This is a genomic window from Loktanella agnita (assembly GCF_046640325.1).
GTDB lineage: Bacteria > Pseudomonadota > Alphaproteobacteria > Rhodobacterales > Rhodobacteraceae > Yoonia > Yoonia agnita.
In genome coordinates this window covers 23126-38767 of record NZ_JBJMBF010000006.1, presented here as the reverse complement: position 1 = coordinate 38767, position 15642 = coordinate 23126, and the positions used below count along the sequence as shown (strand labels likewise).

The window sequence follows — 15642 nt, the reverse complement described above, 5'->3', positions numbered from 1 at the left end:
CCCTAAGGGACATGCCTTTTGCTTTTGATCTTTGCGTAGCAGATCACATTATTAATTATTCTTCATCGTCTTCGATAATCATGGCAATAGTGTCATCGTCGCGGCCATTACACAGCACTTCGATGTCACCGGCTTCAAATTCTTCGCGCTCAACGCCTTCAACGGTCGCGGCCAATGCGGCGAGCGATTCGTCTTGCGCGCTCAGGTCCATCGCACTGAATTCAGCGCAGGTCATGGCGGTAACGTCAGCATGTCCAGCAGCAAAAGCAGTCGATGCGCCACCAACAAGTGTCAGGCTCAGCACGGCGGTTTTCAGAACATTTTTCATCGTTATCTCCAATACTCAGTTTGTCTGCATCAGTGCAGTTGTGAAGATAACACCCGTCAGGGCAAATGGTTCCGCACCGGAAGCATTTAGGTGAAGACCCCGCTCAAACACCATGTCCTGCGTTGTATCAGGCTGCGTTCACCCCAGCCTACTAACAATCACTGTCACCTCTGGTTTTTTGCCGATCTCGCGTTGCGCTGTCCGACGCGCGATAGTTTTCAGCTCTTTTTCCAGCTTGTCATCATCTGCGAGCGTCTTGTCATTGGCCCGGTTCAGGAATTGGCTCAGGTCCTCTTCGATCACGTCAACCAGCGGGGCGTTGGAATTGCCGATCTCTGGCAGACCGTTAATCTCGACCCAGGGATCACCCAGCGGTTCGTCGTTTTCATCAATGATCAGGGTGACGATCAACTGACCGTTCAACGCCATGCGAATGCGGTCACGCACGATCCCGTCCATTGCGCCGATTTTGACAGAGCCATCCAGATAGGTGCGGCCCGTATCGATATATTCGGCCACGGTCGGCTGGTTTCCTGACAGGTTGATCATCATCCCGTTCACCGCAACGATGCCCGTCAGCCCGCCAGCGTTACCCAGCTTTACATGCTCACGCAGGTGTCGGTGTTCGCCGTGCATCGGGATCAGCATCTGCGGTTTCACGACCTCATGCAGGCGCGCCAGATCAGGACGGTTTGCGTGGCCGGACACGTGGTATTTCCCACCCGCATCGTCGATCACATCCACACCCATTTCTGACAGCTGGTTCATGATGCGGATCACACCCCGCTCATTCCCCGGAATGACCTTGGACGAGAACAGGAACGTATCCCCATCCTTCAGCTTCAACCCCAGATACGATCCTTGCGCCAACTGGGCAGAGGCCGCGCGGCGTTCCCCCTGCGATCCGGTCACCAGAAGCATCAGGTTTTCGCGCGGGACGTTCAGCGCATCCTCAGGCGAGATGGTGCTGGGAAAACCTTGCAGGATACCTTCATCTGTTGCGGCTTCGGTCATACGCCGCATAGCGCGGCCCAGCAAACAGACCGAGCGTCCGGCATCCTTGGCCGCCAGCGCAAGCGTTTTCAACCGCGCGATATTTGATGCAAAGGTCGTTGCAACGACAAGCCCCGATGCATCCTTCATCATCTCGGTGATCGCGGGCCCGATTGAAGCTTCGGACCGACCGGGCGCATCTGAAAACACGTTTGTGCTGTCGCAGACCAGCGCCTTCACGCCGTCTCTGGAAACCTCTTCCCACAGATCCTGATCCCAAGGGTCACCCACCACAGGCGTCTCATCGATCTTGAAATCGCCCGAATGCAAGACCCGGCCATCTGGGCTGTCGATCAACAGGCCCGCACTTTCGGGAATGGAATGGCTGATCGGCAGGTAGGACACTGTAAAGGGTCCGCAGCTGATCATATGTGGATAAGGGTCAACGACCTTGACCACATTTTCCGGATGCCCCTGCTCTTCCAGCTTGCGCCGGGCGATATTGGCCGTGAAAGGGCGCGCATAGACAGGTGCCCCCAGACGCTCCCAGTAATGACCGATGGCACCGACGTGGTCTTCATGCGCATGGGTGATAAAGATGCCCTCAATCTGGGCTTTGCGCGCTTCCAGCCAGGCGATATCGGGCAGGATCAGGTCCACACCGGGGGTGCCATCCATATCAGGAAAGGTCACGCCCAGATCGACCACGATCAACCGTTCCTTGCCCGCTGCGCCATAGCCGTAGACATAGGCGTTCATACCGATCTCACCGGCGCCTCCGAGGGGCAAATAGATCAGGCGATCAGTCATGTATTTTCCTTGTTGTACTGGTGGATGACGGTCAGGCCGTGCATCGTCAAATCATCTTCGAAAGCGTCGAACAGCGCCTCGGCCTGCTGAAACAGCGGCGCTAGACCGCCCGTCGCGATCACCTTCATTGGCACACCGCGCTCTCCCTTGATGCGCGCGCATATCTCACGGACCAGGCCGATGTAACCCCAAAATACACCGGACTGCATGCAGGCGACGGTATTGGTGCCCACAACCTGCTGCGGTTTGGTGATATCTACATGGGGCAGAGCAGCGGCGGCATTGTGCAGTGCCTCAAGCGACAGGTTCACACCGGGGGCGATTACGCCGCCGATATAGGCACCGTCTGTATCCACCACATCAAAGGTGGTCGCCGTGCCGAAATCCACCACGATCAAGTTGCCCCCATGCCGATCAAACGCACCAGCCGTATTCACCAGCCGGTCAGGGCCCACCTGTGTGCCCTCATCCACGCGCGGCGGGGTCGGGAGCAGGCAATCAGACTTGCCCACCACCCAAGGTCGGCAATTGTAATAGCGGTCCGCCAGAACCCGCAGATTGAACACGACACGCGGCACGGTAGAGCTGATGATGATCTGGTCAATTGTCACATCAAGGTTTTGAAACCGCATCAGGGTGGACAGCCAAACGTAGTACTGATCCGCCGTGCGTTGCCATTCAGTGCTGGCCCGCCACGTCGCGATGAACTGTTTGCCGTCCCAGATGGAAAACACAGTATTTGTGTTGCCACAATCAATGGCCAGAAGCATCTGTTCTCTCCTTAGAAAAACACGTCGGCTGCGGCGATGGCGCGTGGACCAGTGCCGGTGATCAGCACAAGGTTCCCGTCCTGATCCACCGTATCGAAGACGCCGGTAATGTCCTCGCGCCCGGTGCGTGCTGTAATCACCTCGCCCAGCCGGGCGGCGTTGCCAAGCCAATCCTTGCGGATGCGGTCAAACCCGAAATAGGCAAGCTTGTCTTCCTGCGTCGCATAGGCATCGGCAAGGTTGGTCAGGAAATCCTCTGGTGCGACAGGCGCACCGCCTGCGTCGGTCAGACAAGTTGGAGCAACCTGCGGCGTGTCCACGCCTTTGGGCGTTGTGATCAGGTTCACCCCGAACCCGATGGACAGCCAATCGACAAAGGGGCCGCTTCCGGTGCTTTCCAGCAAAATTCCCGCGACCTTGCGTTCGCGCAGCAGCACATCATTGGGCCATTTCTGCGAGAGCTTGTCAGGATCAACGTACAGCGACAGTGCGGCATAAAGCGCATTGGCAGCCATGAACGACCGGCGCGCGGCCTCTGCCGGGGAGGCTTCGGGCTTGAAGATCAGCGTGGCGTTCAGATTACCATTAGGCGTGACCCAAGCGCGCCCGCGCCGCCCGCGTGCGGCGGTCTGGGTACGGGCCATGATCCATGTCGGGCGTTCCAGCAGCGCCGCGCGGCGCGCGGCCTCTGCCATTGTGCTATCGACGCTGTCAAGCACGACACGGCCATAGCCTTCCGGCCAATGGCCCTGCTCATCGCCGCTAGTTAACAAGCGTCGCGGCCGCGACTGCGGCCATCGGCTCAATACCGAACAGGTTCACGACGCCCAGTACCATAACAGCGGCCGATCCCATCAAGAACGCCCAGAGCACCGGGTTCAGCTTCCCATCAAGCGCTTCGGTCTCTTCGCCGAAATACATGTAGTAGACGATCCGCAGATAATAGAACGCACCGATGACAGAGGCGACTACACCAGCGATGGCTAGCCAGACCAGCCCGCCCTCATAGGCGGCGCGCAACACGTAGAACTTGCCGAAAAAGCCAACCATGGGGGGCACACCGGCAAGGCTGAACAGCAGCACCAGCATCGCCAACGCCCGCAGTGGCTGACGTTTGGAATACATGCGCAGGCTTTCGATATGGGTCACCGGACGCCCGTCCCGCTCCATCCCAAGGATAAAGGCGAAGGTGCCCACATTCATCGTCACATAGATTGCCATATAGATCAGCATCGCCTGCACGCCAAAGGCGGTCCCGGCGGCCAGCCCCATCAGGGCAAACCCCATATGTGCAATCGAAGAATAGGCCATCAGGCGTTTGATATCAGTTTGACCAATCGCCGCGATCCCGCCCAAAAACATGGACACGACCGATAGGAAGGCCACGATCTGCTGCCACTCGCCAACGATCCCGCCGAATGCGTCATGTACGACACGGGCAAACAAGGCCATCGCCGCCACTTTCGGGGCGGTGGCAAAGAAGGCGGTCACCGGCGTGGGTGAACCTTCATAGACATCAGGTGTCCACATATGGAACGGCGCGGCGGAAACCTTGAACGCGAAACCAGCGATCAAAAAGACCAGCCCAAACAGCAAGCCCAGCGATGGGTGGTGGGCCGTCGCCTCGATGATGCCGCTGAACAAGGTGGTGCCTGCGAAACCATAGGTCAGCGATGCGCCATAGAGCAGCAAACCAGAGGACAGCGCACCCAGCACGAAATATTTCAGACCAGCCTCTGTCGATTTCACGCTGTCACGACGCAGGGCCGCAACCACGTAAAGCGACAAGGACTGCAGTTCCAGCCCCATATACAGCACCATCAGGTCGCCTGCGCTGACCATGACCATCATGCCGACAACAGCTAACGCGACCAGCAGCGGATATTCGAACCGCAACAGCCCACGGCGTTGCATGTAAGCCTCTGACATCAGCAGCACAGCCGCCGCCGACAGCAGGATTGTCACCTTGGCAAAGCGGGCGAAGCCGTCATCAGTGAACATCCCATCAAAGGCGATATTGGTCCCCTGCCCGTTGATGCCAATCCAGACGGCCAGCAGCAGGAACAGACCCGACGTGGCCCATGTCAGCAGCGGGGCCAGCGCGTCCTTGCTGGTATATACGGCCCCGATCAGGGCGATCATTGCATAAACCGCCAGGACGATCTCGGGCATCAGGATTTGGATATCGGCAGAAATCATGTGCCTGTTCCTTAATTCGCTGCAAACTGGGTGGCGGCCTCAGCGGTCGCCAGAGCCGTTTCATAGTTACCGACCAGCGCTGCAACGCTTGGACCGATGATATCAAGCACCAGTGCCGGATAGACGCCCAGCAGCAATGTCATAACGACCAGCGGGGCAAAGATCAGACGCTCGCGGCGGGTCATGTCGGTGATTGTTTTCAGGCTTTCCTTGATCAGGTCACCCATAACGACCCGGCGATACAGCCAGAGCGCATAGGCCGCTGATAGTATCACACCCGTCGTGGCCACAACAGCCACCCAGGTATTCGCTTGGAAAACACCCATCAGTGTCAGGAATTCCCCGACAAACCCCGATGTGCCCGGCAGGCCCACATTGGCCATTGTGAAGAACAGAAAGATCAGCGCATAGGCCGGCATACGGTTCACAAGACCGCCATAGGCGCTGATCTCGCGGGTATGCATTCGGTCATAGATCACGCCGACACACAGGAACAACGCGCCAGAGATGAAACCGTGGCTGATCATCTGGAAAATCGCGCCATCAATCCCCTGCTGGTTCACCGCAAAAATCCCCATGGTCACATAGCCCATATGCGCCACAGACGAATAGGCGATCAGCTTTTTCATATCTTCCTGCACAAGCGCCACCAGCGAGGTGTAGACTATCGCGATGACGGACAGCCATAGGACCAGCGGGCCCATCACCTCGGACCCGACAGGAAACATCGGCAGGCTGAAGCGCAGGAAGCCATAGCCGCCCATTTTCAGCAGGATCGCAGCCAGAACAACCGACCCGGCGGTCGGGGCCTGCACGTGTGCGTCAGGCAACCAAGTATGGACCGGCCACATCGGCATCTTCACCGCAAAGCTCGCAAAGAAGGCGAGCCAAAGCAACGTCTGCATCCCGCCCATGACTTGCAGGCCAAACACCGTCATCGGCTCGGAGGCAAAAGTCACCTCTGGCGACAACAGCACGGCAATGTCAGTGGTGCCGGATTCGTAAAACATGGCGACCATGGCGACCAGCATCAGCACAGAGCCAAGGAAGGTATACAGGAAGAATTTAAAGCTCGCATAAATCCGGTTCTTGCCGCCCCAGATGCCGATGATCAGGAACATCGGAATCAGGCCAGCCTCAAAGAACAGGTAGAACAACACCAGATCCAACGCCATGAAAACACCCAGCATCAGGGTTTCCAGCAGCAGGAAGGCAATCATATATTCCTTGACCCGGATTTTCACGCTCCAGCAGGACGCGATCACCAGCGGCATCAGGAAGGTGGTCAGCATGACGAACAGGATACTGATCCCGTCCACACCCATCTTATATTGCAAACCCAGCAGCCAGTCGCGGCTTTCGACCATCTGAAAGCCCGTGTTTTCCGGGTCAAACTGGGCATAGATGAAGCAAGATGTCAGGAAGGTGACCAGCGTCGTGACCAGCGCCACCGACTTGGCGTTTTTCTGCGCCGCCTCATCGTCGCCACGCAGGAACAGCGCCAGAATGACGGCCCCGATCAGCGGGATAAAGGTCGTGAGCGAAAGAATATTGCCCATCAGTTTGCCCCCCCGAACAGCGTAATCCAGGTCAGCAAGACCGCAATCCCCAGCACCATGGCAAAGGCATAGGTAAACACATAGCCCGACTGCGCCCGGCCCGCGAGCCGTGTAAAGAATGGAATAACGCCCATGGCTAAACCGTTGATGCCTCCGTCAATCGTATTGGTATCGCCCTGCTTCCACAGAATACGCCCCAGCGCAAATGCAGGTCGCACAAAGACAAAATTGTAAATCTCGTCAAAGTACCATTTGTTGAGAAGGAAGTTATAAAGCGGTGCTTGTTGCGTCGCCAGTTTGCCAGGCAGATCGGGACGGCGGATATACATCTGATACGCCAGCGCCAGACCGGACAGCATTGCAATGAACGGTGCCAGCTTGACCCAAACAGGGACCTCATGCGCTTCGTTCAGCACGTGGTTGTCAGGGCTGTTGTGAATGGCGCCCTCACCCGGCGCGCCGACCAGATTGTAATGCGCCTTGCCGTGGCCAGCTTCATCCGCGTGCTCATCAGCATGTTCGGCCTCTGCGCTGTGATCATCAGCATGCGCTTCATCGCCATGTTCGGATGCTTCCGCATAAGGCACGCCAAAGAACTTACCGACCTTATCATTCGATCCAAAGAACGACCCGTACCAGACCATCCCGCTGAACACCGCACCAATCGCCAGCACGTAAAGCGGCACCAACATAGTGTTGGGGCTTTCATGGGCATGATCGTGGGTATGCGCATCACCACGGGGCGTGCCGTAAAAAGTCATAAACATCAGGCGCCAGCTATAGAAACTGGTCATCAGCGCCGCAACCACGAGCATCCAGAAGGCATAGCCGCCATGGGTGCCCGCATAGGCGCTTTCAATAATCGCATCCTTGGATACGAACCCGGCAAAACCAATTGGAAAGCCAATATAGAGCAGCGGAATGCCAACCCCGGTGATCGCCAGCGTACCAATCATCATCATCCAGAACGTCTTGGGGATCTTATGGCGCAGCCCGCCATAGTTCCGCATGTCCTGCTCGTGATGCATCGCATGAATGACCGACCCAGCCCCAAGGAACAGCATCGCCTTAAAGAACGCATGTGTCAGCAGGTGGAACATCGCAACCGAGTAAACACCCAGCCCAGCGGCCACGAACATATAGCCCAGCTGCGAACAGGTGGAATAAGCGATAACACGTTTGATGTCATTCTGCACAAGGCCCACCGTCGCCGCGAAGAACGCAGTCGTCGCACCAAGGAAGACAATGAAATCAGTCGCGGCAGGCGCATATTCCATCAGCGGTGACATACGGCAAACCAGGAACACACCGGCGGTCACCATGGTCGCGGCGTGGATCAAGGCAGACACAGGCGTCGGACCTTCCATCGCGTCGGGTAACCATGTGTGCAGAAACAATTGCGCCGATTTCCCCATCGCGCCGATGAACAGCAGGAATGCGATCAAGTTCAGCACATCCCAGTCGCGCCACATAAAGGTGATCGTCTGGCCCTGCAAATCCGGGATCGCCGCAAAGATATCAGTAAAGCGGATACTGTCAGTGACCATATAAAGGGCGAAAATCCCAAGCGCGAAACCAAAGTCCCCCACACGGTTCACGACAAACGCCTTAATCGCGGCAGCATTGGCGCTTGGCTTGCGGTAATAAAAACCGATCAGCAGGTAGGATGCGACACCCACGCCTTCCCAGCCAAAGAACATCTGCACAAGGTTATCCGCTGTTACCAGCATCAACATCGCGAAGGTAAAGAAAGACAGATAGGCAAAGAACCTCGGCCGATAGCTTTCGCCTTCTTTGAAATTCTCATCATGGGCCATGTAGCCAAAAGAATACAGATGCACGAGCGCCGAAACAGTCGTGATCACAATCAGCATGATTGCCGTCAGACGGTCCATCCGGATTGCCCAATCTGTGCTCAGCGTGCCACTTTCGATCCAACGCAGGATCGGAATATACTCGGTCACACCATCAAAGGTCAGGAACACGATCCACGACAGGATCGCTGACACAAAAAGAAGGCTCGTTGCCGTCCATTGGGCGGCTTTCTCACCCATCAGCTTCCAGCCAAACCCGCAAAGGATGGCACCGACCAGCGGGGCAAAAAGGATGATGGTTTCCATGGAATTCAGCCCTTCATCACGTTGACGTCTTCGACGTCGATCGTCCCGCGGTTGCGGAAGAAACAAACCAGAATGGCCAGACCAATCGCAGCCTCAGCGGCAGCAACGGTCAGCACGAACAGGGTAAAGACCTGCCCCACCAGATCACCCAGATAGCTGGAGAAAGCGACCAGATTGATATTCACCGCGAGCAGCATCAATTCGATGCTCATCAGCAGGATGATCACGTTCTTGCGGTTCAGAAACAGGCCGAAGATGCCAATGACAAACAGGGCAGCCGCCACTGTGAGATAATGTTCAAGTCCGATCATTCATTCGTCCCTCCGAAGCGCTGCGCCTCGATTTCTCTTTTTCGCAGTCCAGGGCCTGACCCGGGACCTCGTCCATTTTTGCCTGCGACGTCAGAGCCCCTGCCCCGGCTTCACATCCCGCAGCTCCATAGCCTTTGCCGGATCACGGTACATCTGTTCCAGCACGTTCTGGCGCTTGATATCGACCCGGTGGCGTAGGGTCAGCACGATGGCCCCGATCATAGCAACCAACAGGATCAGACCCGCCAGTTGGAACAGGATGATGTATTTGTCGTAGATCAACAGGCCAAGTGCGGCGGTATTTTCCAGATCACCGGCCGGGGCGGCGATCCGGCCTTCTACCCCGTCAGAATAACCCCAAACACCCAGCGCCAGCGCCAGTTGCATCATGATCACCACACCGATCAGCAGGGCCAGAGGCATATATTTCGCCATCTCAGCCTTAAGCTGGGCAAAATCCACATCCAGCATCATAACGACAAACAAGAACAGCACCGCGACCGCGCCAACATAGACGATGATCAGCAGCATCGCGACAAACTCTGCACCCAATGTGACAAACAACCCGGCAGAGGACAGAAATGCCAAAATCAGCCAGAGCACCGAATGCACCGGATTGCGGCTGATCACGGTGAACAGCCCGCCCGTCACGGTGGTGACGGCAAAAAGATAGAAGGTGAACGCGAATACTGTCATCTACGTTTCGTCCTTTTCCAGCACTTCATGGGCCAGTTCCATGGCCTTGTTCATCGCAGGCACACCGCCGAAAACGCCCATTTGGGCAATAGTTTCCGCGATTTCCTGTTGCGTCGCCCCGGCTTCCACCAAATGGCGAACAGTCAGCCTGATCTGCGCCTCAGCCTGCGCACCCAAAACGGTGAGCGCAGCAAGCGTCAGCAGCAGGCGCGTCTTGGCATCAAGCCCGTTCGGGTTCAACCCCTTGCCCATGAAGCTTTCCATCAGGTCTTTAGGCATGGTCGGAAACAGCGCCTCAAACCCCTTGGGGGTAAAAGATTCCAGCGCCGGGTTCATCGCTTTGGCCCAATCCTGACCCATCTTCATCATGGCATCAAAAGGGTTCTGATCTGTCATGCGGCCTCCAATCGGGCACGCAGCGCATCCATCTGCGCCGCCCACGCTTCAAACTCACCCGCCTCATCCCACAGATCATAAAGCTCTGACATTTCGGAATTGGACATCACTGCCCCAAGGGCCGTGATCAGACGGGGTTTGAGCCCTTGCAACGCCAGTAAATCCGCCTTGTACTGCCCCACAGGTGCGGCGATCTGGTCGGACAGCGCGGGATCAGGCTTGCCCAGCGACGCCGCCAGCAGCTCGGCCAAGGCGACGATACCGCTGCCGACATCGGCGTCGATATATCCGTCGTCACGGCTTTCATCCGCAGCATCCAGCGTTTCAACCGCAACCGGCACGCCGTTTTCACAGAATTCGATCAGCCAATCCTGGCTGCTGTCATTTTCAAGTGATCCGACGCCCCATGCACCCATCCTGCCAATCCTTACCGATACGGCGCGTCGAGTTCGAGATTGCGTGCAATCTCGGCTTCCCAACGATCCCCGTTTTCCAGCAGCTTCGCCTTATCGTAATACAGCTCTTCACGGGTTTCCGTGCTGAACTCAAAATTCGGCCCCTCGACAATCGCATCAACCGGGCACGCCTCTTGGCAGAAACCGCAATAGATGCACTTTGTCATGTCGATGTCATAGCGGGTCGTGCGGCGGCTGCCATCGTCGCGGGGCTCTGCGTCAATGGTGATCGCCTGCGCCGGGCAAACAGCCTCGCAGAGTTTACACGCAATGCAGCGTTCTTCGCCATTGGGATAGCGGCGCAGCGCATGTTCCCCCCGGAAACGAGGCGACAGAGGTCCCTTTTCATGCGGATAGTTCAACGTGGCCTTGGGCGCAAAGAAGTACTTCAGCCCCAGCCGAAAACCAGCCCAGATATCCTGAAGCAGGAAATACTTGGCGGCGCGGGTGTAGTCCATTTGGGTCATTTAGAGAAATTCTCCGCATTGAGAAGGGTCATGAGACACTTCCAGATACTGCTCATGGTCTAATAAAATCTTCGCGCCCACCGCCCTACGTTCGCCCAAAGATAGTTCAGTGATTTGGGCGTCTATATAGCGCTGTATGAGGCGAAAGAAGTGTATCTCACATACGCTGTCAGCAACGTCTTTCAAAGATTCGGACCATCTTGAATCCGCCAATTCAGCGCGTTGGATTTCATTTGGCCAAAAACATTCAGTTAAAGCCATAGCGGCCATGGCGCGATCTCTAAGATGCGCTTCCTCAGTCAGAAATGCCTCACCTTCAAGTGTCGCCTTCTCAGCAAATAAACCGCCAAACGTAAGCAAGTCCAAAGTTACCGACGCGTTAACGACAACAAAGGACACCCAGTATTTGTCTAGATCGCTCGTTCTTCCCACACTCGAATTCTGAAGAATTCGCTCCAGTTTCGTGCCCTCGTCGAGTCCTTGATTAAAAGCATCGTAAATTTGATTGTCAGACAGTTCCGCATACCTGTCAGCTTCAAGCGGACATCTTTCAACCACAACGCCCCAATGCGCATCTGCAAACGCGGTCGAGAAAGAATCGGTTGTGTCTTCCTGGGCAGCAACAATGCTCGGGAGGCAAGCCATTGCGGCTAATTTGATCGTATTACAGATCATCACGCCCCCACCGCCCAGCGGGCCCAGAAGCCGCCGAGGACTTCGAATTTTGCAAGGAAGGACACGATCACCACCCAGGCCAGCGACATGGGCAGGAAGACCTTCCAGCCGATCCGCATCAGCTGGTCATAGCGGTAGCGGGGGGTGATGGCCTTGACCATCGCGAAGATGAAGAAGCAGAAGCCCATTTTCAGGACCATCCACAGGATGCCATCGGGCAGCCCCGGGATCGGCGACAACCAGCCACCAAGGAACAGCAGCGACACCAAGGCGCACATCAACACCACCGCCATCAGCTCGCCAATCATGAAAAGCAGGAAGGGGGTAGAGGAATATTCAACCTGATAGCCCGCCACCAGCTCTGATTCCGCCTCTGGCAGGTCGAACGGTGGCCGGTTGGTCTCTGCCAGCGCGCTGATGAAGAACAAGAACAACATCGGGAAATGCGCAACCCAGTACCAGCTGAACAGACCCGCGCCGCGTTGGGCCTCGACGATATCGCCGAAATTCATTGACCCGGTTGAAATGATCACCCCGATGATGATCAAACCAATGGACACCTCGTAAGAAATCATCTGCGCGGCAGAGCGCAGCGAGCCAAGGAACGGGTATTTAGAGTTCGACGCCCAGCCACCCATGATCACGCCGTACACTTCCAGCGAGGACACGGCGAAGACATAAAGAATCGCGACGTTGATATCGGACAGAACCCAGCCTTCGTTGAACGGGATCACCGCCCATGAAATCACGGCAAGAACAAAAGCGATCATCGGCGCAAGGAAGAACACCGCCTTATCAGCCCCGGCGGGGACCACGATTTCCTTGACGATATATTTCAGAAAATCCGCAAAACTTTGCAGCAGACCAAAGGCACCAACAACATTCGGGCCCTTGCGCATCTGCACCGCCGCCCAGACCTTGCGGTCGGCATACATCAGAAACGCCAACGCAAGCAGCAGCGGGATCAGGATCAGCAAACATTGCCCCAGAATGACAAGGGCGATCCCCAGATTGGTATTGGTAAAGAATTCAACCATCTATCTGGCCCTCACTCTGCCGCCATCGGGGCGTTTGTCCGCGCTTTCGCACCCGCGCTCAGTTCCGCCATCAGGCTAGAGGCGCGCGCGATCGGGTTCGTCAGATAGAAATCACTGATCGCCGTCACGAAATCGGCCTTGCCCACACTGCGCGTCGGGATCGGGGTCCATTCGTTTTCCGCTACCACGTCGATATCGCCCAGATGGGGATGCGCGGCAACAAGCGACTGACGCAGCTGCGCCATGCTGTCATAAGGCAGCGTCGCCCCCAGTTCCGCAGAAAGCGCCCGCAGGATCGCCCAGTTTTCCTTGGCCTCGCCGGGGGGGAAGCTGGCGCGCAGGGCCAGTTGCGGACGGCCTTCGGTGTTCACGAACAACCCGTTTTCCTCAGTATAGGCAGCGCCGGGCAGGATGATATCAGCGCGATGCGCACCCCGGTCACCATGGCTGCCCTGATAGATCACAAATGCGCCGGGGGCGATGTCGACCTCATCCGCACCAAGGTTATAGATCACCTCTGCATCCTTGATCGCATCCATGCCGCCTTCAGTAACAGCACCAACGTCCAGCGCACCAACGCGGCCGGCGGCCGTGTGCAGTACCATGAATTTCGATTGCGCTTTGCCTGCGGCCTTCATCGCAAGCGCCAACACGCCTTCGCCATCAGCCTCGCGCAGGGCACCCTGCCCCACGATGACCACACCGCGTGTGCCGTGCTTGTCGGAATGATCCAGCGCCGCCAGTTTTTCCAGCGCACGGCGGTCCGTTCCCATGTCAGTGACGTCATAGGTCAGATCAGCCACCTTGCCGATCCGGGCAACCTTCGCACCACGCAACCAAGCCTTGCGGATCCGGGCATTCAGCACGGGGGCCTCGATACGGGGGTTGGTGCCGACCAGCAGGATCGTCTCTGCATCGTCGATATCGTCAATCGTGGCACTACCAACATAGGCAGAGCGGTTATCAGCCGGCAGCTTGGCGCCATCGGTGCGGCATTCAACCGTACCACCCTGCCCTTCAATCAATGCTTTCAACGCATAAGTCGCCTCGACCGGAGCCAGATCGCCGACCAACCCGGCCAATTTCTTACCTGTCATCGCGGTAGCAGCAGCGGCCAGCGCTTCGGGCCAATCGGCTTTGCGCAGTTTGCCATTCTCGCGGATATATGGTGTGTCCAAACGCTGGCGGCGCAGCCCATCCCAGACAAATCGGGTTTTATCCGAAATCCACTCTTCGTTCACGCCGTCATGGTTACGCGGCAGAAAGCGCATGACTTCGCGTCCCTTCGTATCGACGCGGATATTTGACCCCAACGCATCCATCACGTCGATAGATTCGGTTTTAGTCAGCTCCCATGGGCGGGCGGTAAAGGAATAGGGCTTCGACACCAATGCACCTACCGGGCACAGATCAATGATATTGCCCTGCAAGTTCGAATCGAGCGTTTCACCTAGATAACTGGTGATCTCTGCATCCTCGCCCCGGCCAGTCTGGCCCATCTGATGAATGCCCGCGACCTCTGTCGTGAAACGGACACAACGGGTGCAGGAAATGCAGCGGGTCATATGGGTTTCAACCAGCGGTCCGAGGTTCAGATCCTCAGTCGCGCGCTTGGGTTCACGGTAACGGCTGAAATCAACACCATAAGCCACGGCCTGATCTTGCAGGTCGCATTCGCCACCCTGATCACAGATCGGACAATCCAGCGGGTGGTTGATCAGCAGGAATTCCATAACGCCCTCGCGGGCCTTCTTGACCATGGGGCTGTTCGTCTTGACCACCGGCGGCTGGCCTTCCGGCCCCGGGCGCAAATCACGCACCTGCATCGCGCAAGAAGCGGCAGGCTTTGGCGGGCCACCAACGACCTCAACCAGACACATGCGGCAATTCCCCGCAATCGACAGACGCTCATGATAGCAGAAACGAGGGATTTCGATCCCTGCTTCTTCACAGGCCTGGATCAGGGTCATCGCCCCGTCAACCTCGACCTCATTTCCATCAATGATGACTTTGCGCAGATCAGACATGGCGTGCCTTATTTGTTCCCAATCGCACAGCCGGGCGCGGGGCGGCGGCTGCGCGTTGGCCGCGTTCTAACGCGACATTGGGGACGATGCCAGTCTGATCGCTAAAAAAGCGTTCAAAATTCAGCCGCTGATCAGATCATTACCGTAACAGCCAGCCAACGCGGGTATTTGCAGCCATCTGGGCGCGGCCCACCGCGCAATAGGTGGCTTCGTCACCTTCGACCACGCCAAGCGCGTTCAACTGGCTGCGCGCAATGCCTTCCAGCCTGCGCTTTTCTGCACGATCATCAACATAGGCGTCAATCTCAGCGTTCGAATATCCAAGCGCAGACGCTTCATTCTTCAGGGATTGCAGATAGCCAATTCCCCGCCATGTCCGGGCATCAATCGAGTCGCATTTTCGCGAAATTTCATACGCCATGCCGACATAGATGATGCCGTTGCGAATACTGGCCTCGTCCTTCAATGCGGCTTGGGCAGTGCCAGTGCCGGCGACAGTTGCCGCTGCGACCGAAAGGGCGGCCAGAAAGGCTCGAGTGCTCGTCATTTTTACTCTCCTGCACGGGATGCGAACAGACTGTCCGCGTCTTGTTGGCATAATATGTGCGGTTGAAGCGGCGCTATTCAATATCAGCGCGCTGATATCTGTGGTTTAGCAGGGTTTCCAAACCGTAAGGTGGATCCGGATCCACCTTACATACGGCACGCTTAGCGCTGCGGCCGCGACCCTTACACGCCCCGAGAACAAGACATCTGAAACGCATAATCGCGCCCGCTAGGGGCGCGATTACATATTGTA

The 15642-nt window shown here is 56.9% G+C and carries 16 protein-coding genes; all 16 read right to left on the bottom strand.

Features of this window, described 5'->3' with window-relative positions:
• Positions 1-55: 55 nt before the first annotated feature.
• The 16 genes from ACJ5NV_RS08200 to ACJ5NV_RS08125 all read right to left on the bottom strand — a co-directional run bounded on the left by ACJ5NV_RS08200 (position 56) and on the right by ACJ5NV_RS08125 (position 15390).
• Positions 56-328, bottom strand: coding sequence for a hypothetical protein (locus tag ACJ5NV_RS08200; RefSeq protein ID WP_411643183.1), 273 nt, complete (start codon positions 326-328; stop codon positions 56-58).
• Positions 329-466: 138 nt separating this feature from the next.
• Positions 467-2131, bottom strand: a complete 1665-nt coding sequence (locus ACJ5NV_RS08195) for a ribonuclease J (RefSeq protein WP_411643182.1) — start codon at positions 2129-2131, stop codon at positions 467-469.
• A complete protein-coding gene (locus tag ACJ5NV_RS08190) occupies positions 2128-2901 on the bottom strand; it encodes a type III pantothenate kinase (RefSeq protein ID WP_411643181.1) in 774 nt (257 codons plus the stop codon). The genes ACJ5NV_RS08195 and ACJ5NV_RS08190 overlap by 4 nt, the downstream gene beginning before the upstream one ends.
• Positions 2902-2912: 11 nt before the next feature.
• On the bottom strand, positions 2913-3674 hold the full coding sequence (locus ACJ5NV_RS08185) for a biotin--[acetyl-CoA-carboxylase] ligase (protein ID WP_411643180.1): 762 nt from the start codon (positions 3672-3674) through the stop codon (positions 2913-2915).
• Complete coding sequence (nuoN, locus tag ACJ5NV_RS08180; RefSeq protein WP_411643179.1) at positions 3664-5100, bottom strand: NADH-quinone oxidoreductase subunit NuoN; 1437 nt, start codon at positions 5098-5100, stop codon at positions 3664-3666. Before nuoN ends, ACJ5NV_RS08185 begins: the two co-directional genes overlap by 11 nt.
• Positions 5101-5111: 11 nt before the next feature.
• A complete protein-coding gene (locus ACJ5NV_RS08175) occupies positions 5112-6659 on the bottom strand; it encodes an NADH-quinone oxidoreductase subunit M (protein WP_411643178.1) in 1548 nt (515 codons plus the stop codon).
• Entirely contained in the window at positions 6659-8779 is a 2121-nt protein-coding gene (gene nuoL, locus ACJ5NV_RS08170; protein WP_411643177.1) for an NADH-quinone oxidoreductase subunit L, read from the bottom strand. The genes ACJ5NV_RS08175 and nuoL overlap by 1 nt, the downstream gene beginning before the upstream one ends.
• 5 nt (positions 8780-8784) lie before the next feature.
• Positions 8785-9090 (bottom strand): NADH-quinone oxidoreductase subunit NuoK, encoded by a 306-nt coding sequence (nuoK, locus tag ACJ5NV_RS08165; RefSeq protein ID WP_008235370.1) that lies wholly within the window; start codon positions 9088-9090, stop codon positions 8785-8787.
• Between the two features lie 90 nt (positions 9091-9180).
• Positions 9181-9786, bottom strand: a complete 606-nt coding sequence (locus ACJ5NV_RS08160) for an NADH-quinone oxidoreductase subunit J (RefSeq protein WP_411643175.1) — start codon at positions 9784-9786, stop codon at positions 9181-9183.
• Positions 9787-10182 (bottom strand): carboxymuconolactone decarboxylase family protein, encoded by a 396-nt coding sequence (locus tag ACJ5NV_RS08155; RefSeq protein ID WP_411643174.1) that lies wholly within the window; start codon positions 10180-10182, stop codon positions 9787-9789. It lies immediately after the preceding gene.
• The gene (locus tag ACJ5NV_RS08150; RefSeq protein ID WP_411643173.1) at positions 10179-10598 is read right to left on the bottom strand and encodes a DUF4259 domain-containing protein; all 420 of its coding nucleotides are present in this window, start codon (positions 10596-10598) and stop codon (positions 10179-10181) included. The genes ACJ5NV_RS08155 and ACJ5NV_RS08150 overlap by 4 nt, the downstream gene beginning before the upstream one ends.
• Before the next feature lie 11 nt (positions 10599-10609).
• The gene (gene nuoI / locus ACJ5NV_RS08145) at positions 10610-11104 is read right to left on the bottom strand and encodes an NADH-quinone oxidoreductase subunit NuoI (protein WP_411643172.1); all 495 of its coding nucleotides are present in this window, start codon (positions 11102-11104) and stop codon (positions 10610-10612) included.
• Positions 11105-11779 (bottom strand): hypothetical protein, encoded by a 675-nt coding sequence (locus ACJ5NV_RS08140; RefSeq protein ID WP_411643171.1) that lies wholly within the window; start codon positions 11777-11779, stop codon positions 11105-11107. It abuts the gene before it with no gap.
• Complete coding sequence (gene nuoH, locus ACJ5NV_RS08135; RefSeq protein WP_411643170.1) at positions 11779-12816, bottom strand: NADH-quinone oxidoreductase subunit NuoH; 1038 nt, start codon at positions 12814-12816, stop codon at positions 11779-11781. The genes ACJ5NV_RS08140 and nuoH overlap by 1 nt, the downstream gene beginning before the upstream one ends.
• An 11-nt stretch (positions 12817-12827) precedes the next feature.
• Positions 12828-14843, bottom strand: a complete 2016-nt coding sequence (gene nuoG / locus ACJ5NV_RS08130) for an NADH-quinone oxidoreductase subunit NuoG (RefSeq protein WP_411643169.1) — start codon at positions 14841-14843, stop codon at positions 12828-12830.
• A 139-nt stretch (positions 14844-14982) separates the two neighbouring features.
• The gene (locus tag ACJ5NV_RS08125; protein ID WP_411643168.1) at positions 14983-15390 is read right to left on the bottom strand and encodes a DUF5333 domain-containing protein; all 408 of its coding nucleotides are present in this window, start codon (positions 15388-15390) and stop codon (positions 14983-14985) included.
• Positions 15391-15642 lie beyond the last annotated feature (252 nt).